Here is a 26,066-nt window from a genome sequence, read left to right as displayed (position 1 = left end):
AATAAAGACAATAGGGGTCGTCATGGATCAACCCAGTGCAAGCCCGCAACGCAGTTACACCCGTGGCTCCCAGGACAAAGCCTTGCTGGCGATGACCATCGGCCAGGCGTTTGACAACACGGTCGCGCAGTACCCGGACGGGGAGGCGCTGGTGGTGCGCCATCAACAGTTGCGTTACACGTGGCGGCAGTTGGCCGAGGCCGCGGACCTGCACGCCAGAGCGCTGCTGGCGCTGGGGCTGCAAGCCGGGGACCGCCTTGGTATCTGGGCGCCGAACTGCGCGCAGTGGTGCATCAGCCAGATTGCCACCGCGAAAATCGGCGTGATCCTGGTCAATATCAATCCGGCGTATCGCAGTTCCGAACTTGAATACGTACTCAAGCAATCCGGCTGCCAATGGCTGGTGTGTGCCGGCGCCTTCAAGTCGTCGAACTATCACGCGATGCTGCAGGGCCTGGTGCCCGAGCTGGCCGAGCAATCCATAGGCAAATTGCAGAGCGAGCGGTTGCCGGAGTTGCGTGGCGTTGTCAGCCTGGATGCCCAGCCTCCGTCGGGATTTCTGCCGTGGTCGCAACTGGCCGGTCTGGCGGGCAGCGTGACGGTCGAGCAACTGCATGAGCGCCAGAACAGCCTGCATTTCGATCAGCCGGTGAATATCCAGTACACCTCTGGCACTACCGGTTTTCCCAAGGGCGCGACCCTCAGTCACTACAACATTCTCAACAACGGTTACATGGTCGGTGAAAGCCTGGGCCTGACGGCGGCCGATCGCCTGGTGATACCGGTGCCCTTGTATCACTGCTTCGGCATGGTCATGGGCAATCTCGGCTGCATCACCCATGGCAGCACGATGATTTATCCGAACGACGCGTTCGATCCGTTACTGACCCTCGGCACTGTGGCTGACGAAAAAGCCACGGCGCTGTACGGCGTGCCGACCATGTTCATCGCCATGCTCGATCAACCTCAACGTGCCGAATTCGATCTGTCGAGCCTGCGCACGGGGATCATGGCAGGCGCGACCTGTCCTATCGAAGTGATGCGCCGGGTCATCAGCGACATGCACATGAGCGAAGTGCAGATTGCCTATGGCATGACGGAAACCAGTCCGGTGTCATTGCAGACCGGTCCTTCAGACGACCTGGAATTGCGCGTGACCACTGTCGGTCGCACCCAGCCGCAGCTTGAAAGCAAGATCATCGACGAAGCCGGCAACCTGGTGCCGCGAGGCACCATCGGTGAGCTGTGCACTCGCGGTTACAGCGTGATGCTGGGTTACTGGAACAATCCCGAAGGCACCGCAGAAGCCATCGATCAGGCAGGCTGGATGCACACCGGTGATCTGGCGAGCATGAACGATGAGGGCTACGTGTGTATTGCCGGGCGCAACAAGGACATGATCATCCGTGGCGGTGAGAATATTTACCCGCGGGAGCTGGAAGAGTTTTTCTTCATGCATCCGGCCGTTGCGGATGTTCAGGTGATCGGCATTCCATGCTCGCGCTACGGCGAAGAGATCGTCGCCTGGGTCAAGTTCCACCCCGGTCACAGTGCTACCGAACAAGAACTGCAAGCCTGGTGCAAGGAGCGCATCGCGCACTTCAAGACACCGCGTTACTTCAAGTTCGTGGAAGAGTTTCCAATGACCGTGACCGGCAAGATCCAGAAATTCCGGATGCGCGAGATCAGTATCGAAGAGCTCAAGGTAAATCGGTAGGCTGCGTTTAGTTGCCGCAGGCAAAAATGCGTTTCAGAGCTGTGCTGAATAAAGCCGATACCCGTATCGGCTTTTTAGTGTCTGCGTTTTAAGGGGCAAGTTTACGTTGGCATACATTTGATCGGATGATCCTGTTGCTGGATTCCCTGTAAGGTTTCGATACGCCCACATGAAGTGGTGTGAGTCATTACAGGAGTTAAAACTGACATGGAAGTAAGAAACTTATTAATGGCCGGGGTTTTGTGTTCAGCAGCGCTCGTGGGACTGAGCGAGGTGGCACAGGCCAGTATTTCTCCGGTCACCCCTGAGCTGTGCGAGTTAATGAAGAGGACTAATGTCATTACCGACGAAAACCCGGTTGGCTGTGACAGATTGCGCGTGGTTTCCTTCGATTTCACCAATTTCGAAGGCCGGGTCGAACAAGGCTCGATAACCGTGCTGGACGCCTTTGCCCCTTATGTGCAAAGCATTTTCAACGATCTTCATCATATGGCGTTCCCATTGAAAATAGCGCGCGGTCTTGAACATTACATGGGGAATGATGGCGCCTCCATGGCCGATAATAATACTTCGGCTTTCAATGGGCGGGCGATTACCGGGGGTAGTAGTTGGTCCCTTCATGCATACGGTGCCGCGATTGATCTTAACCCGATCCAGAATCCCTACATTAATATCCAGCCTACGGGTCAGGCGATGATTGATCCGGTTGTCTCCGCGCGTGCCTATGTCAACCGAATGCAGTTTCGGCCCGAGAAACCGGAGCGTTTTGGTCTTGCTGAGCCGGTAGTCAATGTGTTTGCCAATTATGGTTTTATCAATTGGGGAGGTTACTTCAACTATCCGATTGATTATCAGCATTTCGAAGTCTCACCGCGTCGTTTCATCGAGCACCTGACAAAGGTCTCTCCAGAGCAGGCGGCAAAAGACTTCGATGGCTATGTTGCCTACTTCCGCAACTGTATGCAGAGCTCGGACGAGCAGGATTCAGAGGCGCGTCGGGCGCTTTGCGTGGGGCAGACGATGGAGGCATACCGCCAGGGTTAGAGGTTGCTTTGGGTGATTTCTGATGGATGGGGTTTCGATCGATGGGCGCTGAACCCGAATCCCGGGAAGCACAAAGGGGAGCCGAAGCTCCCCTTTAATTTGTCGTTGCGCGTGCTCTTTTTTTATTATTGAGGGTCGGTCTGTTTTTGTTTTTGGCAACCGTTGCCCTTTACCGCTGTTTTTGGCGATCCCCATCCGGGATCAAGAGCAAACGTATTTTTTTGAGCGCTGATCTGCTTTTTCGCTGAGCGATCCAACCAGTACGGGAGCTACCTGAAGGTAGTTTTATTATTCTCTGTCTGGCCGCGGGTCACTTCGAAAAGCACCCTGAAAAGCACATCTTCTCCAAAAAAATCTGTTAGCTGCGTCTCTGCCGTGTTGTTTTTGTTATGTCAGAGTCGTTACGTCTTGTTTTTATTAGGGTTGCCGCAATTTTTTTATTCTTGTTATGCGATAGATATAGCAGGAGCCGTGCCAACTTTTTAAAAGCCTTTAAAATCAACGATTTGAGAATTTGTAGGGTTTTTCGTCTCAGGCAAAACCCTACATTTTGTTTCCGTGTTACTCGCTTGCGCCCACGTTTGAGTCTGCGCGGTAACACCTGGATACACTCAACCCACTCACTGGGCGCTGCGGGCCCTGGCCACGCGGGAACCGGTAGGGCGACTCAACACGCTGCAAATCTGTTGACCGGCAAGCATCAAGGCGTCGAGGTCGATTCCGGTGACGATACCCAGGCCGTTCAGCAGGTAAACCACGTCTTCGGTCGCGACGTTACCGCTGGCGCCCTTGGCATAGGGGCAGCCGCCGAGACCGGCGATGGAGCTGTCGAACACCGAGATACCTTCCAGCAGGCTGGCGTAGATGTTGGCCACGGCCTGGCCATAGGTGTCGTGGAAGTGCCCAGCGAGCTTTTCACGGGGGACATCCTTTGATACCACTTCGAACATTTTCCGGGTCGCGCCAGCGGTGCCGGTACCGATGGTGTCCCCCAGCGAGACCTCATAGCAGCCCATGGCATAGAGCTCGCGAGCGACCGAAGCGACTTGCTCCGGGGGAATGTGGCCTTCATAGGGGCAGCCCAGCACGCAGGACACATACCCGCGCACGGTCACCCCCTGTTGTCTGGCGGCGTCCATGATCGGCGCGAAACGCTCCAGGCTTTCGCTGATCGAGCAATTGATATTGCGCTGGGAAAACGCCTCGGACGCTGCGGCGAACACGGCGACTTCCTTCACCCCGGCGGCGAGGGCATCTTCGAAACCGCGCAGGTTGGGAGCGAGCGCGCCATAGACCACACCCGGTTTGCGTTGGATCTGCGCGAAAACCTCGGCGGAACCGGCCATCTGCGGCACCCACTTGGGCGACACGAAACTGCCGACTTCTATATAGCCGAGCCCGGCTGCGGTCAGTGCATCGACCAGTTGCACCTTGTCGGCAACACTGATGGGTTGGGCTTCGTTTTGCAGGCCGTCGCGCGGGCCGACTTCGACAATGCGTACATGGGAGGGGAGGGACATGGGGTTCGACCTGTGCTGATTGTTCGCAGAACCCTGTAGGAGCGAGCTGTGGCGAGGGGGCTTGCCCCCGTTGGGCTGCGAAGCAGCCCCAAAATTTCCGATGTATCGAAGATCTTGTGAGTGCTGCGCACTCAAACGGGGGCAAGCCCCCTCGCCACAGCTCGCTCCTACAGGGGGCGGTGTGGATTTACTGAATCGATTCCTGGCTTTTGAGGGTCTGCTCCAGCGCCTGTACGCAGCGCTCTTCGGCAGTATCGAGCTCCAGTTTCATCTGTTCGATGTCCAGCAACTGCTGTTCAAGCTGCTCACGGCGCTCGCTGATTTTCGCCAGCATGCTGTGCAGCTGTTTGGTGTTACCGCTGGACGGGTCGTAAAGCTCGATCAGCTCGCGGCATTCAGCCAGCGAGAAACCGATGCGTTTGCCCCGCAGGATCAGCTTCAGGCTGACTTTGTCGCGGGGCGAGTAAATGCGTTCCTGGCCACGGCGCTCGGGGCTGAGCAGGCCTTGCTCCTCATAAAAGCGAATGGCGCGGGTGGTGATGTCAAGCTCGCGGGCGAGGTCGGAAATGCTGTAGGTCTGGCTGCTCATGGAAGCGCTCGCAAAAGGTCATGGCGCTAAGCTAATGGCAGGTTGACGTTTACGTCAAGGGGCGTGAATCTTCAGTGTTCTTGCTGGCCTCATCGCGAGCAAGCTCGCTCCCACAGGGGATCTTTGCCGGACACCAGTTTTGTGTCCACTGAAGATCCAATGTGGGAGCGAGCTTGCTCGCGATGGAGGCACCCCGGTATCCAGCCCTACACCTTCTCGAGCTTCTTCTCCTGCGCCGTCACCTGCTGGCACAGCTCGATCATCTGCTCGCGCATCCAGCGGTTCGCCGGGTCCTGGTCAGTGCTTTCGTGCCAGTAAAGGTGGGTTTCCACTGGCGGCACATCGTTGACCGGCAGATAAAAGGCGTGCAGGTCGTTGCGGCGGGCGAAGCGTTCCGGCACGGTCATGACCATGTCCGTCTGCTGCAACACCTGCGAGGCCATCAGGTAATGCTGGGAACGCAGGGCGATCTTGCGCTGGATGCCCATCTTGCCAAGCGCCAGGTCGACATAGCCGAGGCCGCTGCGACGGCTGGAAATATGGATGTGGGTCAGGCTGAGGTAATCATCCAGCGTGAGTTTCTCCTTGCCCGCCAGTGGATGCCCCTTGCGCATGGCGCACACGTAGCGGTCCTCCATCAACTTGACGTGACGCACTTGCGGGTCGGTGTTGAGCGGCGCATCGACCGCAAAGTCCAGGCGGCCGGCCGCCAGTTCCTTGGTGGTCTCGCGGCGTTTGGACAGAAAACTCTCGATGATTACCGTCGGTGCCAGGCGGCGCAGACGCTGGAACAGCGGCGGCAGGATCACCGCTTCGGTGAGGTCGGTCATGCTGATGCGATAGGTCTTGACCGCTTGCTGCGGGTTGAAAATGCGGCTTTCCTGCACCGACACGCGCAGCAGTGAGAGCGCATTGCGCACCGGGCCGATGATGTTCTGCGCCATGGGCGTCGGCACCATGCCTTGGGCCGTGCGTACGAACAGCGGATCGTTGAAGGTCTCACGCAGGCGGGCCAGAGCGTTCGACACCGCCGGTTGGGTGATGCCGACAATCTGCCCGGCACGGGTCAGGTTGGCTTCGGTGTAGATCGCGTCGAAGACGATGAAAAGGTTGAGATCGACCTTGCTCAGATTCATTACGCGGCTCTCTTATTGTGTGGGCGGGCTGACCTTGACGATCAGTCGATCATATATCGGTGATGAATGTTTATACACGCCGAGAATAGGCTAGGTAAATTTTCATGGCTGTTCTAGCATCGATTGCATGATCTAAACAACCTCCCCCAAGAAGGTATCTCGCTCATGGATTTCGCTTATTCGCCCAAGGTTCAGGAACTGCGTGAGCGCGTAACAGCGTTCATGGACACCTACGTTTATCCCGCCGAAGCCGTGTTCGAGCGCCAGGTCGCCGAGGGCGACCGCTGGCAGCCGACCGCGATCATGGAAGAACTCAAACTCAAGGCCAAGGCTGAAGGGCTGTGGAATTTGTTTCTGCCTGAGTCTGAACTCGGTGCCGGTCTGACCAACCTCGAATACGCGCCGCTGGCGGAAATCATGGGCCGCTCGTTGCTGGGGCCAGAGCCATTCAACTGTTCGGCACCGGACACCGGCAACATGGAAGTGCTGGTGCGTTACGCCAACGAAGAGCAGAAGCAACGCTGGCTCGAACCTTTGCTGCGCGGCGAGATCCGCTCGGCATTCGCCATGACCGAACCGGAGGTGGCGTCCTCCGATGCCACCAACATGGCCGCCCGTGCGGTGCGCGATGGCGACGAGTGGGTGATCAACGGCAAGAAATGGTGGACCTCGGGTGCTTGCGACCCACGCTGCAAAATCCTGATTTTCATGGGGCTGAGCAATCCGGACGCGCCACGCCACGCCCAGCACTCGATGATTCTGGTGCCGGTCGATACCCCCGGCGTGAAGATTGTGCGTCCGCTGCCGGTGTTCGGTTACGACGATGCGCCTCATGGTCACGCCGAAGTGCTGTTTGAAAACGTCCGGGTGCCGTACGAAAACGTCCTTCTGGGCGAAGGACGCGGCTTCGAAATCGCTCAAGGTCGCCTTGGCCCGGGCCGGATTCATCACTGCATGCGTTCGATCGGCATGGCCGAGCGTGCACTGGAACTGATGTGTAAGCGCTCGGTGAGCCGTACGGCATTCGGCAAGCCCCTGGCGCGGCTGGGCGGCAACGTCGACAAGATCGCCGATTCGCGGATGGAGATCGACATGGCGCGCCTGCTGACACTGAAGGCGGCGTACATGATGGACACCGTTGGCAACAAAGTGGCCCGCAGCGAGATCGCACAGATCAAGGTCGTCGCGCCGAACGTTGCGTTGCGGGTGATCGACCGGGCGATCCAGATCCATGGCGGGGCAGGGGTTTCCAACGATTTCCCGCTGGCCTACATGTACGCAATGCAGCGCACCCTGCGCCTGGCCGATGGCCCGGACGAAGTGCACCGTGCGGCGATCGGCAAGTTCGAAATCGGCAAGTATGTGCCTAAAGAAATGATGCGTAGCGGGAATTAATTGAAAAAAAGCTGTGTCGTCCGCAATCTCAGGACTGACACAGCTTTTTCCTGGCAGGTACAACCATTAACGCTGGATGCCGTAAAGCACTGCTTCCGTAGGGCCGGATGTTCGCCCGGCGATAATAAAACGGCCATCTTGAACCAGAATGTCGTGGGGGATGCCTGTCGCTAATTCTCTGACCCAACCCTCGTCTCCAAAGCTGGAGTCGTTCGTGCCATCCTCGTTCAAGCGTCCCCAAAACATTCGCATAGGGGATCCACTCCAGCCTGCAGCGACAATCTTGCCATCCTCAGGTTGTACTCCTACGGCGCTCAACAGACCGCCGTAAGGTATTTCCATCAGCACCTCCTTGCCGCCGTTGAACCCTGGATCTGCAGAACCTTTCTCGTTATATCGCATGATGAATGCTTTGGAGAATCCGGTTGTCCCTACGCAAATCAGTTTTCCATCGGGTTGGGCTATCATCTTGTTAAGACCGTATGTCCCTCCATTAGGACCGAGCCGAGTATAGCCATCAGTACCAAAACTCTTGTCGAGCTTGCCCTGTGACGTGTAGCGGCAAAGTACTAGTTGGCTGCCAGATGGCAATGTAATGTAGTTCATACCAATGACGATCTTGTCGTCTGTTTGAATCGCGACGCTGACCATTCGGTTGATTTGGTCACCCAGAACAACAGTAATATGCCCTTGATCTCCAAAAGAGCCATCGGGCGTTCCATTGGGGAACATGCAGGTCAACTGGCCCACGTTCTGATCTTTGGTTCGTTGGCTAAGAATCAGAATTCTGCCATCCTCAAGTAGAGCTCCATCAGATGCATCAGCATTCGACGATATGGCAGGGCGGGGGACCAGAACGTTTTTGAAAATCAGATCCGGGCTGCCACTTTCATTCAGTCGATTTGCCGCGGGCGTTCCTTCGGCTCCGGATAATGCATCGCCGATGATGAGTATTTTGTTGTCTCTGGAGATTAATCGAGTAGGTTTATTGCTCTTGTCTTCCAGGAATTTACCGCTAACGCTGCCGCTGCCGTCGTTACCGAACGTTGGGTCCGACTGTCCGTCGGAGTTTGTGCGATAAATTAAATATTGATTCGCGCTGTGTACGGCATAAATCAACTTCCCGTCGGGTTGTGAGGCCAATGAATAGGTTGTTGCTCCTGCAGGTCCTCTGACAACGCCGCTGTCGCCGAATTGATCGTCCAGGTTACCTGGCCTTTTGGGGGATGTATTTTGAGTGCTCATGATTGATCCGTTAAGTTTGCCTTGATTCACTGACATCACCTGTAGGTCAGCATTCATAGCGAGGCTATTTCAACGAAATCGATCGAACAACTGTCAACTTTGACAGTTCGTTAGTCTATTTAGCAGTCTTGCTCGTCTTTAAAGCGCGTAAACATCTAATACACCCAAACCTCAACCCGCCGATTCTTGATCCTTCCCTCATCGGCGTTATTGGCCGCCACCGGCATCTGCGCTCCAAACCCGCGAATCTCGCGAAACACCATACCGCTTTTCACCAACTCCCGCCGCACTGCCATGGCCCGCAGTTTCGACAACAGATCGGCGCGCGCCGGGTCGCTCTTGGCATCGCCAAAGCCCACCAGTGTTACCTGGCCATTGGCTTTGTCGTGCTGCTTTATATAGTCGAGCACCCGGGACAAGTCTTGTTGCGCCTTGTTGTCCAGCGTTGCGCTGCCTTCTTCGAAACGAAAGTTGACCGACAAACGCTGAGCATGACGGCTGAGCGCCTGATAACCCTCGGGCATCAACGCATTGGGTGTCACGCTCATGGCCTGGACGGTCTGGGCGATGAAACCGTTGGCGGCGACAATCGCTTGTCCTTTACTGCTTTGGGCGAACGCCGCCAGTGCATCGGCCCAAGGGTTCTTTGCGCTCGGCGGCAGATAAAAAAACAGTCGGCGGGACAGCGGATAGTCTTCCGTGGCAATCAGGTTGTTCAGTGGCGGCATGGCTTGTGATTGCCCATCGACAATCGCCACGGCTTTGGCTAGACGCACGTAGGGCAGGCCGATAAAGCCAATGCCTTGTGGGTCGGCGCTGACCGCATCAGACAGTTGTTCGCTGGACTCGAAGCGTTTCGCCGCGCTGCCGAGGGTTTTCCCATGGCCATTGAGGACCAGTTCCTTGAAGGTGTCGTAGGTCCCGGACTGATCATCCCGCGCATACAGATGAATCGGCCCGTCGCGGCCGCCGATGTCTTCCCAGGTTTTCACCTCGCCACTGAATATGCGCGCCAGTTGCACGGTGTCGAGTTGGCTCAACGGATTGTCTGGGTGAACGATGATCGCCAGGCCGTCGATGGCGATGACTTGTTCGGCGCTCGGGCTTTTCAGGTCACCGAGGGATTGCAGGCTTGTCAGTTCGCTGTCTTTGATCGGGCGCGACGAGGTGGCAAGATCGGCGCTGGCTGTTTTGAGTGCAGTGAAACCGGTGCTGGAACCATGGGCCGCCACCTCCACCACGACCCGATGGCCCTCAGCGGTTTCGCCGACAATGTGCAGTTCGTTGGCGGTGTCCGGGGTTTCGCGGTGAATCCTGCGCAGGCCCTGTTCGCCCAGCAGGCCCTCGACCAGCGCCGGTCCCAGGGCTGCGCCGATGGTGTTGGAGCCCTGAATGCGCAGCACCGGGCCTTGTCCGGATGTCGGCAAATTGCCGGCAGCCGCCAGCTGTGGCAAGCCGAGGCATAGCATCAACAGCAACAACACGCGCAGCATCATGCCGGCACCTTATATAGCAAAGGAGGTGTCGGGAGATTAAGTCAGTAAGGTTTCCGAAAAATGACAGGTTGCAGTGATGGTCCCTTGTGGGAGCGAGCTTGCTCCGGGCGGCGTTCCGACGATAGCGGTGGTTCAGTGACAATGATGTCGACTGACACTCCCTCATCGCGAGCAAGCTCGCTCCCACAGGGGATTGTGGTTGGTCCTGAATCAGCTCAACTCAAGCCAGATCGGCGCATGGTCCGAAGGTTTTTCCATGCCGCGCAGTTCGTAGTCCACACCGGCGGCCTTCACCCGCGGCAGCAAGCCGTGGGAGGCGAGGATCAGGTCGATGCGCAGGCCGCGCTTGGGTTCGTCTTCGAAACCACGGCTGCGGTAGTCGAACCAGCTGAAGGTGTCGCTCACGTCCGGGTTCAGGTGACGGAAACTGTCGACCAGGCCCCAGTTCTTCAGGCGGGCCATCCACTCGCGCTCTTCCGGCAGGAAGCTGCATTTACCGGTCTTCAGCCAGCGCTTCATGTTGTCCGGGCCGATGCCGATGTCGCAGTCTTCCGGGGAAATGTTCACATCGCCCATCACCACCAGCGGCTGGTCGTTCTTGAACTGGCTTTCCAGCAATTGCTGCAAGTCGCCGTAGAAGCGTTCCTTGGCCGGGAATTTGGTCGGGTGGTCGCGGCTTTCGCCCTGTGGGAAATAACCGTTCATGATGGTGACCGGTACACCGTTGGCGTCGGCGAAGGTGCCCCAGATGAAACGCCGCTGGGCATCTTCTTCGTCGGTGGCGAACCCTTTATGCAGGGCCAGCGGTTCCTGGCGCGAGAGCAGGGCGACGCCGTAATGGCCTTTTTGCCCGTGGAAATACACGTGGTAGCCCAGCGCCTGCACCTCGGCCAACGGGAACTGCTCATCGTGGACCTTGGTTTCCTGCAAGCCGATCACATCGGGCTGGTGCTTTTCGATCAGCGCCGCCAGCTGATGGGGACGGGCGCGCAGCCCGTTGATGTTGAAGGAGACGATCTTCATGGTCGGCAGTCCTGGCAAAAGGGCGATGCTAGCTGACATGGGGGAATCGGGCCAGTGTGGGGTGAGGGGATTGGGTTTTGCCTGTCAGTCTTGTGTGGGCAGTGATGGCCCTTTCGCGAGCAAGCCCGCTCCCACAGGTTATGCGCCGGCCTTTGCTTTTGTGGGAGCGAGCCTGCTCGCGTAGGCGATTTCATTGCCTACACTGATTGCGGATCTTTAAGGAACTGTGTCAGCGCCGATCCGCTCGTAACAACAGTAACAACAGAAGCGCAGCCATCCGAGCTGTGCCGGGGAGATCAACCGTCATGCCCGAAACCTCGACCGCCATCGCCGATATTCACATGCTCGACAGCGGCTACGCCCGTGAAGCCCGTTCGCTGCTGTACCAGGCTTATCGACACGAACCGACCTTCGGCTATCTGTTCGAAGCCGAACGCCCCGGTTATGAACAGCGGGTTCGCGCCACGGTGCGCGAACTGGTGACCCAGCATTTTCTCCAGGACCTGCCGGCCATCGGTCTGCTGGTCAACGACCGCCTGATCGGCATCGCCCTGATCGCGCCGCCGCAACGTCGCCTTGGGGTCACCGAAAGTTGGGCGTGGCGCCTGCGCATGGTGCTCAGCACGGGATTTCGCTGCACCCGTCGCTACCTCGAATATCACGCAGCCGTGGAGGCCTGCGTGCCGAACGACTCGGTGCACGTCTTGCCGTTACTGGGGGTTCACCCGCAGTTCCAGGGCCAGCATTTCGGCGAACAACTGTTGCAAGCCGTGCACAACTGGTGCGCGGTGGATGAACACTCACAGGGCGTGATCCTCGACACCGGGAATCCTCGCTATCTGGAGTTCTATAAACGTCAGGGCTACGAGGAAATCGGTGAAGTTGCCGTAGGGCCGGTTCGCGAGCACGTGTTTTTTCACCCCAATCCCCAGGTGTTACAAACAGCAACGGCTTAGCCCACGAACTTTCTTTGCATGTCAGGCTCTATCACGCTTCCATGTTCATGAACCATGCTCGTGATAGCATCCGCGCCTATGAAGTTTCCAGGAAGATTTACCAGTGGCGTGCTCATGCTGTTATCCAGCTGCACGGCGCTGGCGCAAAGTGAATTGGATGTGCGGATCAAACCGTCCAACGATGAACTGAAGGCCAATATAGAGGGCTATATCGGCAGCCTCGGCGATCGTGACGAAGAAGCCTTGCAGCGCTTCAGTCGTGGCGCCGAGGAACAGGCGCGCAAGGCCGCCCAGGCCTTGGGTTATTACCAGCCACACATCGACAGTGAAGTGACGGGCGGCGAAAAGCCGCGCCTGGTGTTGAAGGTCGACCCCGGCGAGCCGGTGCACTTGCGCAATGTCACGGTGCGAGTGGAAGGGCCCGCAGCGTCCCTCAAGTCCTTTCGAATCCCCAAAAGCGACGCGCTCAAGCCCGGTGCCGTACTCAACCATGGGCATTACGAGGACGCCAAGCGCCTGATCCAGAACCAGGCTTCGCGGTATGGCTTTTTCAGCGGCCACTTTACCCGTTCGAAACTGTCGGTCGACCCGCGGGCCGGCGTTGCTGATATCGAACTGATCTATGAAAGCGGTCCGCGCTATACCTTGGGCAAGGTCAGTTTCGAGGGTGATACGCCGTTCGATGACGAGCTGCTGCAACGCATGGTGCCATTCCAGGCCGGTACACCCTATGACTCGGAGCTGATTGCCGAACTCAATCAGAACCTGCAATCGAGTGGCTACTTCGAAGGCGTGCGCGTGGACGCGGCACCCGCGGCGTCAAAAGAGAATGCGATCCCGGTGGACGTCAAGCTCGAAACCCGCAAGCCACGGACCATGGGCCTGGGCCTGGGTTTCTCCACCGACGTCGGCCCACGGGCCAAGGCCAACTGGACCCGGCACTGGGTCAATGCGCAAGGGCACAGTTACGGCTGGGAGGCCGAAGTCTCGGCGCCTCGGCAGAACGTCGGGTTGTTCTACGACATTCCACTGGATCCGCCGCTGACGGACAAACTGCGTTTTGCCGGCGGCTACCAGAATGAAGAAATCGCCGATAAGGAAAGCCACAGCAAGCTGCTGACCCTCGGCCCCGAATGGCACAGCAAACTGCCCAGCGGCTGGCAACGGGTGGTATCGCTGAAGTGGCAGCGCGAGGATTACCAACTGGGCGATGACTCGGGACTCAGTACCTTGCTGATGCCTGGTGTGAGCTATTCGTACCTCAAAAGCGACAACCGCATCGATCCGCACAACGGCTATCGCCTGCAATTCGAATCCAAGGTGGCCAAGGAAGGTCTGGGTTCCGATAGCAACCTGCTCTATGGCACAGCGTTGGTCAAAGGCCTGACCACGGTGTTCGATAAACACCGCTTCCTCGGGCGGGTGCAGGTCGGCGGCAGTGCCACCAACGGCTTCAAATCGGTGCCGCCATCGTTGCGCTTCTTCGCCGGTGGCGATCAGAGCGTGCGTGGCTACGACTATCAGAGCCTGTCCCCGGAAAACTCCGACGGCGACCGCATCGGTGGCCGCTACATGGTGGCCGCCAGCGCGGAGTATCAGTATTCGGTCGCCGAAAAATGGCGAATCGCGACCTTTGTCGATCAGGGCAACGCCTTCAACACCCTCGAGCTGCCGAGCCTCAAGACCGGGGTCGGTATCGGCGTGCGCTGGGTCTCGCCGGTGGGGCCGATCCGGCTCGACCTGGCCCATGCGCTGGACGACGATGGCGGCATTCGACTGCACTTTTCCATGGGGCCTGAGCTGTGAAGCGTGGTTTGAAAGTAACGCTGCTGGCGATTGCCGCACTGTTGATGCTGGTTGTCTTGACGCTGGCCACGGTGCTCGGCACGGCGACGGGCAGCCGCTGGGCCTTGGGTTTCGTACCGGGTTTGACCCTGGACAATTTCCAGGGCCGGCTGGGCGGGCAGTGGAGTGCCGACCGGGTGCTGTGGCAGCAGGACACCAGCTGGGTTGAATTGAACCAGGTGATTTTCGCTTGGTCGCCGTTGTGCCTGACCCGCATGACCTTGTGCATCGAGCAATTGCAGGCCGACCAGGTCAGCCTGACGTTTCCGCCGGGTGGCGAAGAGCCGGACAGCGGCCCGATCACGCTCCCGGAGCTCAAGTTACCCTTGGCCATCGAACTGGGGGAGATCAAGGTCGGCAGCCTGTTGTTCAACGGCAGCGAAGAGCTCAAGGGCTTGCAACTGGCGGCGCACTGGACGGCTGCCGGTTTGAAAATCGATTCGGTATCGTTACAGCGCGATGACTTGAGCCTGAACCTGTCCGGCCTGCTGCAACCCAGCGGCAACTGGCCGCTCGGCGCCGAAGGCAAGCTGACCCTGTTGTCGACGCCTGAACCCTTGGTGCTGGCGTTGAAGGTCGACGGCGACCTGCTGAAAACCCTGAACCTGAAAGCCGACAGCAGCGGTTACCTCAACGGGCAACTGACCGGCGAACTGCAACCCCTGGTGGACAACCTGCCGGCCAAGGTGCGGATCACCGCCGATGGCTTCAAACCCGGTGCCGATCTGCCGGACACCCTGCAACTCAATCAGCTTGAACTCAGCGGTGCCGGCGACTTGAAGAACGGCTACGCGCTGCTCGGCAAGGCCACGCTGCCCGCCGAGCAAGGGCCGGTCGCCCTGGCGCTGCAAGGCAGGGTCGACGCCAACGGCGCGCAGATCGCCGCGCTCGACCTGACCGCCAACGACAAGCAAAGCCTCAAGCTCACAGGGCTCGTGGATTGGAGCAAAGGCCTGAGCGCCGAAGCGAAAATCGACTGGCTGGACTTCCCCTGGCACCGTCTCTATCCATTGATCGACGAGCCGGAGGTGGTGTTGCACCGCTTCACCGGTGAGGTGTCCTACACCGACGGCAAGTACCTCGGTCATTTTGAGGCCGCGGCGGATGGTCCGGCCGGCGCCTTCACCCTGGCCAGTCCGTTCGCTGGCGACCTGACGAAAATCTACCTGCAACAGATTCAACTCCAGGCCGGACAGGGCAAGGCTGAAGGACACCTGAACTTGCAGTTCGCCGACGGCATTGCCTGGGACACCGCGCTGGATCTGTCGGCGATCAACCCGGCGTACTGGGTCGCGGAGCTGCCGGGCACGCTGGCGGGGCCATTGCGCAGCACGGGCGAACTGAAAAACGAAGTGCTCAGCCTCAATGCTGACCTGGACCTCAAGGGCAAACTGCGCGGCCAACCGGCGGTGATCCAGGCCAAGGCCGATGGCCGTGGTGAGCAATGGAACCTCAACGCCCTGCAGGTTCGCCTGGGCGAGAACAGCATCAGCGGCAAGGGCAGCCTGCAACAGAAACTCGCCGGGCAGATCGATCTCAAGCTGCCGCGCCTGGCCCAGCTCTGGCCAGAGCTGCGCGGTCAACTCAATGGCCGTGTGGATGTCGCCGGCACGCTCAAGGCGCCCCAAGGCAAGCTTGACCTGCAAGGCTCGCAATTGGTTTTCCAGGACAATCGCCTGCAAAGCCTGAACCTGGACGCCACGCTGGACAGTGCGCAACGGGCGAAAATCGACCTCAAGGGCAGCGGCATCCAGGCCGGTGACACCTCGCTGGGAACCCTGACCGCCAGCGGCCAGGGCGACATCAAGAACCAGAAGCTGAGCCTCGATCTGCAGGGGCCGAAGCTGAAACTGGCGCTGGGTCTGGACGGTGCGCTGGATAAAGGCAATTGGCGCGGACGCCTGGCCAGCGGTGATATCCAGGCCGGTGGCCAGGACTGGAAGCTGCAAGGGCCGGCGAAACTCGAACGCCTGGCGGACGGCAAAATCAACTTCGGTGCCCATTGCTGGGCATCCGGTCAGGCCAGCCTGTGCGGGGAGGACTCGCGGCTGATGCCCGAGCCGAAGCTGCGTTATCACCTCAAGCAGTTCCCGATCGACAGCCTCGCGCAGTGGTTGCCGAAGGATTTCGCCTGGCAGGGCCGGCTCAATGCCGATCTGCAACTGGACCTGCCGGCCAGTGGCCCGAACGGCCAGGTCAGCGTCGATGCCGGCGGCGGCACGTTGCGCATCAAGGAAAAGGACCAGTGGCTGGACTTCCCGTACCAGACCCTGAAACTCACCAGCAGACTCACGCCCAAACGTATCGACACCGAACTCAATTTCGTCGGCGGCAAACTCGGCGAACTGATGGTGCAGGCGCAGCTCAATCCGTTGCCGAAGAACAAACCATTGAGCGGCTCGTTCCGCTTGAGCGGGCTGGACCTGTCGGTGGCGCGACCGTTCGTGCCGATGGTCGAGAAGCTGGCCGGGCGCCTGAATGGCAGCGGCACGATTTCCGGCGGGCTTTTGGCGCCGCAGGTCAATGGCAGTCTGCAACTCAGTGACGGCGTGGTGGCCGGGCCTGAATTGCCGATGGAGCTGCAAAACCTGCACGTTCAGGCGCTGATCGCCGGCGAAAGCGTGCAACTGAACGGTGGCTGGAACAGCGGCAAGGCCGGGCAGGGCAGCTTGAACGGCAACATCGCCTGGGGTCAGGCGCTGGTGGTGGATCTGGCACTCAAGGGGTCGCAATTGCCGGTTACCGTCGAGCCTTACGCCAAGCTTGAAGTCGCGCCGGACCTGAAGATTTCGATGAAGGGCGATGAGCTGGCCATCGCCGGTAAGGTGCTGGTGCCCAGGGGCGAAATCACCATTCGAGAATTGCCGCCGTCGACGGTCAAGGTCTCCGATGACACGGTGATCGTCGGTCAGCAGACCGAGGAGGGCAAGCCACCGCTGGCGATGAAGATGGACATTGAAGTGCTGGTCGGCGAGGACAAGCTGAGCTTTGCCGGGTTTGGCCTGACGGCGAATGTGCAGGGGCATGTGCACATCGGCGACAACATGGACACCCGTGGCGAGCTGTGGCTCAACGACGGGCGTTACCGCGCCTATGGCCAGCGGCTTTCAGTGCGCCGGGCACGCTTGCTGTTTGCCGGACCCATCGATCAGCCGTACCTGGACATCGAAGCCATTCGCAAGACCGACGACATCATCGCCGGCATCCGTTTGAGTGGCAGCGCCGAACAACCGACCACGCAAATCTTTTCAGAGCCGGCCATGAGCCAGGAGCAGGCCTTGTCCTATCTGGTGCTCGGGCGTCCACTGAGCAGCAATGGCGAAGACAACAACATGCTCGCCCAGGCGGCCCTCGGGTTGGGCTTGATGGGCAGTTCCGGTGTGACCAGCGGCATCGCCAAGAACCTGGGCATCCAGGACTTCCAGCTCGACACCCAGGGCAGCGGCAACACCACCAGCGTGGTGGCCAGCGGCAATATTTCCGAGAAGCTCAGCCTGCGCTATGGCGTCGGCGTGTTCGAACCGGCCAACACCATTGCCTTGCGCTACAAGCTGAGCAAAAAGGTCTACCTCGAAGCCGCCGGCGGCGTGGCCAGTTCGTTGGACATCTTCTACAAGCGGGATTTCTAGGCCTGCGTTTTCGTTAAAACCGAGTTGCCCCCATCGCGAGCAAGCTCGCTCCCACAAGGTCCAATGCGATCCTTGTGGGAGCGAGCTTGCTCGCGATGGCGTCAGTGAGGCCGCAACAAATCCCGACACCATTTATCAACTATTTACCAAGCATGCTAACTATTGCGTTGACATTCGCTGCCTAGGCAGTAACATCTCGACATACATTCACTGCCTAGGCAGCTAACCGGTGGTCAGATGAAACATTTCTCTCCAGACGATTTCCACAATTGCCATCTTGGCCTGCTGCTCGGACGCGCCGCGCTGCTCAAGGACCGGATCATCGACACCCACATGGAACCCCACGGCATCACCGCCGCGCAGTTCAAGGTGTTGATCATCATGGCCCAGTACGGCGTCGATTCGCCGGGCGAGTTGTGCCGTCACCTGTCCCTGGACAGCGGCTCGATGACGCGCATGCTCGATCGTCTGGAACAGAAGGGGTTCCTCGCCCGCCAACGCTCCGAGGCGGATCGCCGTCAGGTGCAGCTGGTACTCACGGAGGAGGGGCAGAGGTTGGCTGATCGCCTGCCGCACATCGGTGCCGAAGCCATGAATGAACTGGCCGGTGCCATCACTCCAGATGAGCTGAAGACTCTGGAGATGATTCTGAAGAAAATTTTGGTAGCAGCCGGTGACGCGATTACCCTGCTGCGGGTAGGTGACAAATGAGCAACAAACCCTTGCGTGCCGGCCTGAGCCTGATGCTGTTGGCCATGAGCCTGGCCGGTTGCGCCAGTTACAGCGGCCTGAAAACCGAAGGTGTCAGCCTCGACGCGAAAAACTTCAAGGCCGGGCAATCCCTCGGCGGCGTGACCCTGTCGCCGGCCGCCTGGCCGAAAAACGACTGGTGGAAAAGCCTCGGCGACCCGCAACTCGACGGTCTGATCTGCGAGGCCCTGCGTGATAGCCCGGACATGCAGATCGCCGACGCCCGTGCCCATCAGGCCAGTGCTGCCGCTTACGCCGCCGACGCCGCGCGGATGCCGACCCTGGATGCCAGCGCCGGTATCAGCCGCTCGCGCCTGGCCCGGGACCAGGACCCGCTCGGGCAGGGCGACGCGTACGCCACCATTCGTAATATCAGCACCAGCTTCAACTACAACTTCGACCTGTGGGGCGGCCAGCGCGATGCCTGGGAAGCGGCCCTCGGCCAGGCCCGTGCCGCCGAAGTCGACCAGCAGGCCGCGCAACTGACCCTGGCCGCCGACGTCGCCCGGGCCTACAGCGATCTCGGTCAGGCGCACATCGTGTATGACCTGTCCAGCGAAGACCTCAAGCGCACCCGGCAAATGCTCGAACTGAGCCAGCGGCGGCTGACGGCCGGGATCGACAGCCAGTACCAGTTCCAACAGACCGAAAGCCTCGAAGCCACCTCCCAGGCCAATTTGATCGACGCTGAAAAGCGCCTGAACAGCGCGAAGATCGCCCTCGCGGTGCTGCTCGGCAAAGGTCCGGACCGCGGCAATGAAATTGCCCGGCCGAACATTCTTCAGCCGAGTGCGGTAGCGCTACCTTCGGTGTTGCCGGCCGAGCTGCTCGGGCGTCGCCCGGACCTGGTCGCCGCGCGCTGGCGGGTCGAGGCGGCGAGCAAAAGTATCGACGCCGGCAAGACCCGGTTCTACCCCAACTTGAACCTCAGCGCCGCAGCCGGCGCCGAGTCCTTGTTGGGCGATGCGATGTTTGGATCGGCCAGCCGCTTCTTCAGCATTGCACCGACGATTTCTGTGCCGATTTTCGACGGTGGCCGCTTGCGCGCCGACCTCGATTCGCGCGACGCCGACTACGACCTCGCAGTGGCGCAGTACAACAAAAGCCTGGTGAAGGCGCTGGGGGATGTCAGTGACAGCATCAACCGGCTGCGCGATATCGGCCGGCAGATCGCTGCCCAGAAGCACGCCACCGACATCGCCCAGGAGTCCTACAACACCGTGGTACAGCGTTACGGTTCCGGCATCGGCAACTACCTGGACGTGCTCAGCATCGAGCAGCAATTACTCCAGGCTCAGCGTCAGCTGGCCAACCTGAATGCCGAGCAGATCGACCTGTCGATCCAACTGATGCAGGCGCTGGGCGGCGGTTTCCAGCCTGAGGCCATCGCCTCGGCCAACGCCACGCCAGCCACGCTGACCCACTAATTCAAGGTACTTGTCATGGCCACTGCCGATACAACTCAACCTCCGGAAAACACCCAAGGCAACCCCAATTCGGGCAAGCGCAAGTTCATGTTGTTGATCCTCGCTGTCGCCGTCGTGCTGAGTGGCGCGGGCGTCTGGGCGTATCACGAGTTCTACGGACGCTGGAGCGAAAGCACCGACGACGCCTATGTGAACGGCAACGTGGTGGAAATCACCCCGCTGGTCACGGGCACCGTGGTCAGCATCGGCGCCGACGATGGCGATCTGGTGCATGAAGGCCAGGTGCTGGTGAACTTCGACCCGAACGACGCCGAAATCGGTCTGCAAAACGCCCAGGCCAATCTGGCCCGTACCGTGCGTCAGGTGCGTGGCCTGTACAGCGATGTAGATGGCATGAAAGCCCAGGTCAATGCGCAGAAGGCCGAAGTGCAAAAGGCCCAGGACAACTTCAGCCGGCGCAAGAACCTCGCCGCTGGCGGGGCGATTTCCCAGGAAGAACTGTCCCACGCCCGCGACGACCTGACCTCGGCGCAAAACGCCTTGGCCAATGCCGAACAAAAGCTCAAGACCACCAGCGCGCTGGTCGATGACACCGTGGTGTCTTCGCACCCGGACGTGATGGCGGCCGCCGCGCAACTGCGTCAGGCCTACCTGAACAACTCACGCAGCGTCCTGATTGCACCGGTCACCGGTTACGTGGCCAAGCGTTCGGTGCAACTGGGCCAACGCGTGCAACCGGGTACCGCGCTGATGGCGGTGATTCCGCTGGATCAGCTGTGGATCGACGCCAACTTCAAGGAAACCCAGCTGCGTGACATGCGCATTGGCCAACCGGTCGAGATCGAGACGGACCTGTACGGCAGCAGCGTGAAATACAGCGGCACCATCGACAGCCTCGGCGCCGGCACCGGCAGCGCCTTTGCCCTGCTGCCGGCGCAGAACGCCACCGGCAACTGGATCAAGATCGTGCAGCGCGTACCGGTGCGAGTCCACATCAACGCCGAAGAACTGGCCAAACATCCGCTGCGGGTCGGCCTGTCGACCATGGTCGACGTGGACCTGCACGACCAGAGCGGGCCGGTGCTGGCACAACAGCCGCCGCAGAAGGCTTCGTTCAGCACCAACGTCTACGACCGACAGTTGGCCGAGGCCGACGCGATGATCACCCAGTTGATCCACGACAACAGCGCCGCGGTCAGCAAAACCGCGCAACGCTGAAATGCCATTACCTGGACCCTGTGGGAGCGGGCTGTGGCGAGGGGGCTTGCCCCCGTTTGAGTGCGCAGCACTCACAAGATCTTCGATACATCGGAAATTTTGGGGCTGCTTCGCAGCCCAACGGGGGCAAGCCCCCTCGCCACAGCCCGCTCCCACAGGGTTGGCTGCGTCCGTAACGGACGCGGCACCCATCAGGTTTCCAAGGATTCGCGATGAGCAATAACGCGTCTTTCACACCGCCAAGCCTGTTACTGAGCACCATCGGCCTGTCGCTGGCGACCTTCATGCAGGTGCTCGACACCACCATCGCCAACGTGGCGCTGCCGACGATCTCCGGCAACCTGGGCGTGAGTTCGGAGCAGGGCACCTGGGTCATCACCTCGTTTGCGGTGAGCAATGCCATCGCCTTGCCGCTGACCGGTTGGCTCAGCCGGCGTTTTGGTGAGGTGAAGCTGTTTGTCTGGGCGACGCTGCTGTTCGTGCTGGCTTCGTTCCTGTGCGGGATATCCACCTCGATGCCCGAGCTGGTGGGCTTCCGGGTGCTGCAAGGGGTGGTGGCGGGGCCGCTGTACCCGATGACCCAGACGTTGCTGATCGCGGTTTATCCGCCGGCGAAACGGGGGCTGGCCCTGGCGCTGCTGGCGATGGTCACCGTGGTCGCGCCGATTGCCGGGCCGATCCTCGGCGGCTGGATCACCGACAGCTACAGCTGGCCGTGGATTTTCTTCATCAATGTGCCGATCGGCCTGTTCGCGGCATGGGTGGTCACCCAGCAGATGAAAAAGCGCCCGGTGGTCACCAGCCGCCAGCCGATGGATTACGTCGGTCTGATCGCGCTGATTATCGGTGTCGGCGCGCTGCAGATTGTGCTCGACAAAGGCAACGATGCCGACTGGTTCGAATCCAGCTTCATCGTGATCGGCAGTGTGATTTCGGTGGTAGCCCTGGCCTTCTTCATCGTCTGGGAAATGACCGACGAACACCCGGTGGTCAACCTGCGCCTGTTCGCCCACCGCAACTTCCGCTACGGCACCATCGTGCTGATCCTGGGCTATGCCGGGTTCTTCGGGATCAACCTGATCCTGCCGCAGTGGCTGCAGACACGTCTGGGCTACACCGCGACCTGGGCCGGTTTTGCCGTGGCACCGCTGGGGATCCTGCCGGTGTTGCTGGCGCCGTTTGTTGGCAAATACGCACCGAAATTCGACATGCGGTTACTGGCGGGCGGGGCGTTCCTGGCCATCGGCCTCAGTTGCTTCATGCGCGCCGGGTTCACCAATGAAGTGGATTTCCAGCACATCGCCATGGTGCAGTTGTTCATGGGGATCGGCGTGGCGTTGTTCTTCATGCCGACCCTGACCATCCTGCTATCGGACCTGCCGCCGAGCCAGATTGCCGACGGCTCCGGGTTGGCGACGTTCCTGCGGACGCTGGGCGGTAGTTTCGCGGCGTCGCTGACTACCTGGATCTGGATTCGCCGGGCCGACCAGCACCATGCCTACCTGACCGAAAGCATCACCCCGTTCGACCCGGCGACCCGCGAAGCACTGAGCAACCTGGGCGGGGCGGGGGCCAAGGCCTACACGCAACTGGATCAGATGGTGATCGGCCAGGCATACATCATGTCCACGGTGGATTACTTCACCTTGCTGGGCTGGATGTTCATGGGGCTGATCCTGATCGTGTGGCTGGCCAAGCCGCCGTTTACCGCCAAGGCGGGGCCTGCGGCCTCGGCCGGGCACTAACAAGCACTGCAGAACCCCTGTGGGAGCGAGCTTGCTCGCGATGGCGGTGGATCAGTCAACAGAGATGTTGAGTGTTAATCCGCTATCGCGAGCAAGCTCGCTCCCACAGGGATCTCCTACAGCCTTCAGTTCGCGGGAGCTGCCAATTGCGGCGGCGGGGCGAAGTCGAACGGCGCCAGCGCATACCCTTGCTCATCCACCTGCAACGCCCACCCTTGGCGATCCCAATCCCCCAGCACGATGCGCCGGGCTGCCTGCTCGCCCAGCTGCAACTTGTGGATGGCCGGACGATGGGTATGCCCGTGGATCAAGGTCTTCACCCCGTACTCCTGCATGATCCGCGGAATCTCTTCGGGCGTGACGTCGACGATGTCATTGGCCTTCATCCGCACCTGGGCACGGCTTTCACTGCGCAGCTTGCGTGCCAGCTTGTGCCGGGTGCGCAGGGGCAGGTTGCGCAGGATGAACAGGGTGATCGGGTTGCGCAGGTAGCGACGCAGCTTCATATAGCCTTCGTCGCGTGTGCACAGGCTGTCGCCGTGCATCAGCAGCACCGGCTCGCCGTTGAATTGCACGACACTCGGGTCTTTCAGCAGGGTGCAGCCGGCTTGCTTGCAGAAGGCCTTGCCGAGCATGAAATCACGATTGCCGTGCATCAGGAAAATGGCCGTGCCGCTGTCGCTGAGGTCGCGCAGGGCCTGGCAGATGGAACGCTGGAAGGGCGTCATGGCGTCGTCGCCAATCCACACCTCGAAAAAGTCGCCGAGGATGTACAACGCACTCGCCGAGCGGGCGCGTCCGGCGAGCAAATCCAGAAACGCCCGGGTAATGTCCGGGCGCTCCTCTTCCAGATGTAAATCTGAAATCAGCAATATCACTCAATGATCTCGGCTTTCTCGATGATCACGTCGTCTGCCGGTACGTCCTGGTGGCCGGCCTTGGAAGTGGTGGCCACGCCTTTGATCTTGTCGACAACGTCGGTGCCGGCGGTCACTTTACCGAATACCGCGTAGCCCCAGCCTTGAACGTTCTTGCCGCTGTGGTTGAGGAAGCTGTTGTCCGCCACGTTGATGAAGAACTGTGCGGAAGCCGAATGCGGCTCCATGGTGCGGGCCATGGCGATGGTGTACTTGTCGTTGGAAAGACCGTTGTCGGCTTCGTTCTGGATGCTTGGGCGCTTGTCTTTCTTTTCTTTCATGCCTGGCTCGAAACCGCCGCCCTGGATCATGAAGTTACCGATGACACGGTGGAAAACGGTGTTTTCGTAGTGACCGGCTTTAACGTACTCGACGAAGTTGGCCACGGTGATCGGGGCTTTGTCGGCGTTCAGTTCGAGGACGATGTCGCCGAAGTTGGTAGTCAGTTTGACTTGGGTCATGATCGTTACTCACTTAAGGAATTCGTGGTGTTGGAACAGCATGTCCCGCCACCGGTTCAGCCTTTTTGGCCAAGGTGCGCAGTTTAGCGTGCCAGACGCGAATTTCGAGGCAGTTTTTTCATTTGCAGCCCATTAAATGCGACGGTTTACAGAGTGCGCTCTGTCAGGCACTTGACGGCATCGGCTATGATAGCGGCTTTGTTTTGTCCGGCCTTCATTACGGCCACGCACTTGTACGTTCAAGGATCCTATGAGCAAGCCCACTGTCGACCCTACCTCGAATGCCAAGACCGGCCCAGCCGTGCCGGTCAACTTCCTGCGGCCGATCATCCAGGCAGACCTGGACTCGGGCAAGCACACGCAGATCGTCACCCGTTTCCCGCCTGAGCCCAACGGCTACCTGCACATCGGCCATGCCAAGTCGATCTGTGTGAACTTCGGCCTGGCCCAGGAGTTCGGCGGCGTCACGCACTTGCGTTTCGACGACACCAACCCGGCCAAGGAAGACCAGGAATACATCGACGCGATCGAAAGCGACGTCAAATGGCTGGGCTTCGAGTGGTCCGGTGAAGTGCGCTACGCCTCGCAGTATTTCGACCAGTTGCATGACTGGGCGGTGGAGTTGATCAAATCCGGCAATGCCTACGTCGATGACCTGACTCCGGAGCAAGCCAAGGAATACCGTGGCAGCCTGACGGAACCTGGCAAGAACAGCCCATTCCGCGACCGCAGTGTCGAAGAGAACCTGGACCTGTTCGCCCGCATGAAGGCCGGCGAGTTCCCGGACGGCGCACGCGTGCTGCGGGCCAAGATCGACATGGCCTCGCCGAACATGAACCTGCGTGATCCGATCATGTATCGCATCCGTCACGCTCACCACCACCAGACCGGTGACAAGTGGTGCATCTACCCGAACTACGACTTCACCCACGGTCAGTCGGACGCCATCGAAGGCATCACCCACTCGATCTGCACCCTGGAGTTCGAAAGCCACCGTCCGCTGTACGAGTGGTTCCTCGAGCATCTGCCGGTGCCGGCCAACCCGCGCCAGTACGAGTTCAGCCGCCTGAACCTGAACTACACCATCACCAGCAAGCGCAAGCTCAAGCAGCTGGTCGATGAAAAGCACGTCAACGGCTGGGACGACCCGCGCATGTCCACGCTGTCGGGTTTCCGCCGCCGTGGCTACACGCCTAAGTCGATCCGCAACTTCTGCGAAATGATCGGCACCAACCGTTCCGACGGCGTGGTCGACTTCGGCATGCTCGAGTTCAGCATCCGTGACCACCTCGACCAGAGCGCCCCGCGTGCCATGTGCGTGTTGCGTCCGCTGAAAGTCGTGATCACCAACTACCCGGAAGGCCAGGTCGAGAACCTCGAACTGCCGCGTCATCCGAAAGAAGACATGGGCGTGCGCGCTTTGCCGTTCGCCCGTGAAATCTACATCGACCGTGAAGACTTCATGGAAGAGCCGCCTAAGGGCTACAAGCGCCTGGAGCCGGCCGGTGAAGTGCGTCTGCGTGGCAGCTACGTGATCCGCGCCGACGAAGCGATCAAGGACGCCGATGGCAACATCGTCGAACTGCGCTGCTCGTACGATCCGGACACCCTGGGCAAGAACCCGGAAGGCCGCAAGGTCAAAGGCGTGATCCACTGGGTGCCGGCCGCGGCCAGCGTCGAGTGCGAAGTGCGTCTGTACGATCGTCTGTTCCGTTCTCCGAACCCGGAGAAGGCCGAAGACAGCGCCAGTTTCCTGGACAACATCAACCCTGACTCGCTGCAGGTACTCACCGGTTGTCGTGCTGAACCCTCGCTGGGCAATGCACAGCCGGAAGACCGTTTCCAGTTCGAGCGCGAAGGTTACTTCGTCGCCGATTTGAAGGACTCGAAACCAGGTCAGCCGGTATTCAACCGTACCGTGACCCTGCGTGATTCGTGGGGCCAGTGATTCAA

Annotated in this window: 19 protein-coding genes; 11 read left to right on the top strand and 8 right to left on the bottom strand. The window is 59.8% G+C overall.

What is annotated here, in order from left to right:
* The first annotated feature begins 22 nt into the window (after positions 1–22).
* Both KW841_RS19165 and KW841_RS19160 read left to right on the top strand, forming a co-directional pair.
* Positions 23–1,717 (top strand): AMP-binding protein, encoded by a 1,695-nt coding sequence (locus tag KW841_RS19165; protein WP_218479098.1) that lies wholly within the window; start codon positions 23–25, stop codon positions 1,715–1,717.
* A gap of 207 nt (positions 1,718–1,924) precedes the next feature.
* Positions 1,925–2,761, top strand: a complete 837-nt coding sequence (locus KW841_RS19160) for a M15 family metallopeptidase (RefSeq protein WP_218479096.1) — start codon at positions 1,925–1,927, stop codon at positions 2,759–2,761.
* 620 nt (positions 2,762–3,381) lie between these two features.
* On the opposite strand, the gene KW841_RS19155 is transcribed toward KW841_RS19160, so the two are convergent.
* The 3 genes from KW841_RS19155 to KW841_RS19145 form a co-directional block, all read right to left on the bottom strand.
* Complete coding sequence (locus KW841_RS19155; RefSeq protein ID WP_218479094.1) at positions 3,382–4,281, bottom strand: hydroxymethylglutaryl-CoA lyase; 900 nt, start codon at positions 4,279–4,281, stop codon at positions 3,382–3,384.
* A 187-nt stretch (positions 4,282–4,468) separates the two neighbouring features.
* Entirely contained in the window at positions 4,469–4,870 is a 402-nt protein-coding gene (locus KW841_RS19150) for a MerR family DNA-binding transcriptional regulator (protein WP_007980992.1), read from the bottom strand.
* 206 nt (positions 4,871–5,076) lie between these two features.
* Complete coding sequence (locus KW841_RS19145; RefSeq protein WP_007970503.1) at positions 5,077–6,006, bottom strand: LysR family transcriptional regulator; 930 nt, start codon at positions 6,004–6,006, stop codon at positions 5,077–5,079.
* A gap of 165 nt (positions 6,007–6,171) precedes the next feature.
* Here KW841_RS19145 and KW841_RS19140 point away from each other — a divergent pair, with 165 nt between their 5' ends.
* The gene (locus tag KW841_RS19140; protein WP_218479091.1) at positions 6,172–7,401 is read left to right on the top strand and encodes an acyl-CoA dehydrogenase; all 1,230 of its coding nucleotides are present in this window, start codon (positions 6,172–6,174) and stop codon (positions 7,399–7,401) included.
* 66 nt (positions 7,402–7,467) lie between these two features.
* On the opposite strand, the gene KW841_RS19135 is transcribed toward KW841_RS19140, so the two are convergent.
* The 3 genes from KW841_RS19135 to xthA form a co-directional block, all read right to left on the bottom strand.
* Complete coding sequence (locus tag KW841_RS19135) at positions 7,468–8,646, bottom strand: hypothetical protein (protein ID WP_218479089.1); 1,179 nt, start codon at positions 8,644–8,646, stop codon at positions 7,468–7,470.
* Positions 8,647–8,801: 155 nt separating this feature from the next.
* On the bottom strand, positions 8,802–10,142 hold the full coding sequence (locus KW841_RS19130) for a substrate-binding domain-containing protein (protein ID WP_218479087.1): 1,341 nt from the start codon (positions 10,140–10,142) through the stop codon (positions 8,802–8,804).
* 210 nt (positions 10,143–10,352) lie between these two features.
* Positions 10,353–11,165 (bottom strand): exodeoxyribonuclease III, encoded by an 813-nt coding sequence (gene xthA, locus KW841_RS19125; RefSeq protein WP_056724077.1) that lies wholly within the window; start codon positions 11,163–11,165, stop codon positions 10,353–10,355.
* Positions 11,166–11,470: 305 nt separating this feature from the next.
* Here xthA and KW841_RS19120 point away from each other — a divergent pair, with 305 nt between their 5' ends.
* The 7 genes from KW841_RS19120 to KW841_RS19090 all read left to right on the top strand — a co-directional run bounded on the left by KW841_RS19120 (position 11,471) and on the right by KW841_RS19090 (position 22,735).
* Complete coding sequence (locus KW841_RS19120) at positions 11,471–12,121, top strand: N-acetyltransferase (RefSeq protein ID WP_095966520.1); 651 nt, start codon at positions 11,471–11,473, stop codon at positions 12,119–12,121.
* A 78-nt stretch (positions 12,122–12,199) separates the two neighbouring features.
* Complete coding sequence (locus tag KW841_RS19115) at positions 12,200–13,927, top strand: autotransporter assembly complex family protein (protein WP_218479085.1); 1,728 nt, start codon at positions 12,200–12,202, stop codon at positions 13,925–13,927.
* Positions 13,924–17,595 carry a translocation/assembly module TamB domain-containing protein gene (locus KW841_RS19110; protein WP_218479083.1) on the top strand — a complete coding sequence of 1,224 codons (3,672 nt, stop codon included), beginning with the start codon at positions 13,924–13,926 and terminating at the stop codon, positions 17,593–17,595. Before KW841_RS19115 ends, KW841_RS19110 begins: the two co-directional genes overlap by 4 nt.
* Positions 17,596–17,832: 237 nt before the next feature.
* Positions 17,833–18,306, top strand: a complete 474-nt coding sequence (locus KW841_RS19105) for a MarR family winged helix-turn-helix transcriptional regulator (protein ID WP_218479081.1) — start codon at positions 17,833–17,835, stop codon at positions 18,304–18,306.
* Positions 18,303–19,772: an efflux transporter outer membrane subunit gene (locus KW841_RS19100; RefSeq protein WP_218479079.1), complete on the top strand. Its 1,470-nt coding sequence runs from the start codon at positions 18,303–18,305 to the stop codon at positions 19,770–19,772. The genes KW841_RS19105 and KW841_RS19100 overlap by 4 nt, the downstream gene beginning before the upstream one ends.
* Before the next feature lie 15 nt (positions 19,773–19,787).
* Complete coding sequence (locus KW841_RS19095; protein WP_218479076.1) at positions 19,788–20,990, top strand: efflux RND transporter periplasmic adaptor subunit; 1,203 nt, start codon at positions 19,788–19,790, stop codon at positions 20,988–20,990.
* A gap of 212 nt (positions 20,991–21,202) precedes the next feature.
* Positions 21,203–22,735 (top strand): DHA2 family efflux MFS transporter permease subunit, encoded by a 1,533-nt coding sequence (locus KW841_RS19090; protein WP_218479074.1) that lies wholly within the window; start codon positions 21,203–21,205, stop codon positions 22,733–22,735.
* 125 nt (positions 22,736–22,860) lie between these two features.
* Here the strand turns inward: KW841_RS19090 and lpxH are convergent, their stop codons facing one another.
* Entirely contained in the window at positions 22,861–23,613 is a 753-nt protein-coding gene (lpxH, locus tag KW841_RS19085) for a UDP-2,3-diacylglucosamine diphosphatase (protein WP_218479072.1), read from the bottom strand.
* Complete coding sequence (locus tag KW841_RS19080; RefSeq protein ID WP_007981235.1) at positions 23,610–24,113, bottom strand: peptidylprolyl isomerase; 504 nt, start codon at positions 24,111–24,113, stop codon at positions 23,610–23,612. The genes lpxH and KW841_RS19080 overlap by 4 nt, the downstream gene beginning before the upstream one ends.
* Before the next feature lie 250 nt (positions 24,114–24,363).
* Here KW841_RS19080 and KW841_RS19075 point away from each other — a divergent pair, with 250 nt between their 5' ends.
* Entirely contained in the window at positions 24,364–26,061 is a 1,698-nt protein-coding gene (locus KW841_RS19075) for a glutamine--tRNA ligase/YqeY domain fusion protein (protein WP_218479071.1), read from the top strand.
* Positions 26,062–26,066 lie beyond the last annotated feature (5 nt).

It is taken from the genome of Pseudomonas sp. PDM28, assembly GCF_019219115.1.
GTDB classification, from domain to species: Bacteria; Pseudomonadota; Gammaproteobacteria; order Pseudomonadales; family Pseudomonadaceae; genus Aquipseudomonas; species Aquipseudomonas laurylsulfatiphila.
Note: the sequence above shows the minus strand (reverse complement) of the source record. Positions and strands in the feature narration are given on the sequence as shown.